Genomic DNA, 256 nt, shown 5'->3' with positions numbered 1-256 from the left:
AACATCACAATGTTTGTGATGAAGTATTCCACCCTCAAGCCAAGAAACATTAGCATCGGGAACTGCCATCAAAGAAAGTGCTACAGCTTTAATAATCATATCGTTAACGGAAAGCTTATAAGCAGGCTTAGAACCTTCTTGCATTTTAATTATTGGTGCAGCAGCATTCAATTGTGTACGAAGCTCCAATAACGCATCGAGTTCACAATCAAGCGTTACATAAAAATGCGGAACTTTTTGCTTTGAATCCACCAAA

At 38.3% G+C, this 256-nt stretch carries 1 protein-coding gene; it reads right to left on the bottom strand.

Annotated features, from left to right (window positions below):
• Nucleotides 1-256 (bottom strand): 2-oxo acid dehydrogenase subunit E2 (locus tag ACFINZ_RS12055; protein WP_375701654.1); only part of this gene is annotated, 256 nt, incomplete at both ends.

This window comes from Bartonella sp. AA81SXKL, assembly GCF_042196945.1.
Lineage (GTDB): Bacteria > Pseudomonadota > Alphaproteobacteria > Rhizobiales > Rhizobiaceae > Bartonella.
Note: the sequence above shows the minus strand (reverse complement) of the source record. Positions and strands in the feature narration are given on the sequence as shown.